We start from the raw sequence: 267 nt of genomic DNA, 5'->3' as shown, positions 1-267 counted from the left end.
CAGGCTCATCACGCTGGACGGCGACTGGTTGGCCTGGGCCAGCATCGCGGTACCGGCCTGCTGCAGGATCTGCGTGCGGGTCAGTTCAGCGGTTTCCTTGGCGTAGTCGGTGTCGCGGATACGGCTGCGCGAGGCCGACAGGTTTTCCGAGGTGGTGTTCAGGCTGGCGATGGTGGAGGTGAAGCGGTTCTGGATCGCACCCATGTCGGCACGCGAGGAGTTCACCGAAGTCAATGCATCGTCAACGATGGACAGAGCGCGCTGGGC

At 64.0% G+C, this 267-nt stretch carries 1 protein-coding gene; it reads right to left on the bottom strand.

Annotation, left to right across the window (positions count from 1 at the left end):
* Positions 1 to 267 (bottom strand): flagellin (locus tag RCF13_RS26290; protein ID WP_308141166.1); only part of this gene is annotated, 267 nt, incomplete at both ends.

The sequence above is a fragment of the Stenotrophomonas maltophilia group sp. RNC7 genome (genome assembly GCF_030910085.1).
GTDB classification, from domain to species: Bacteria; Pseudomonadota; Gammaproteobacteria; order Xanthomonadales; family Xanthomonadaceae; genus Stenotrophomonas; species Stenotrophomonas sepilia.
This window is presented reverse-complemented; position numbering and strand designations above follow the sequence as displayed.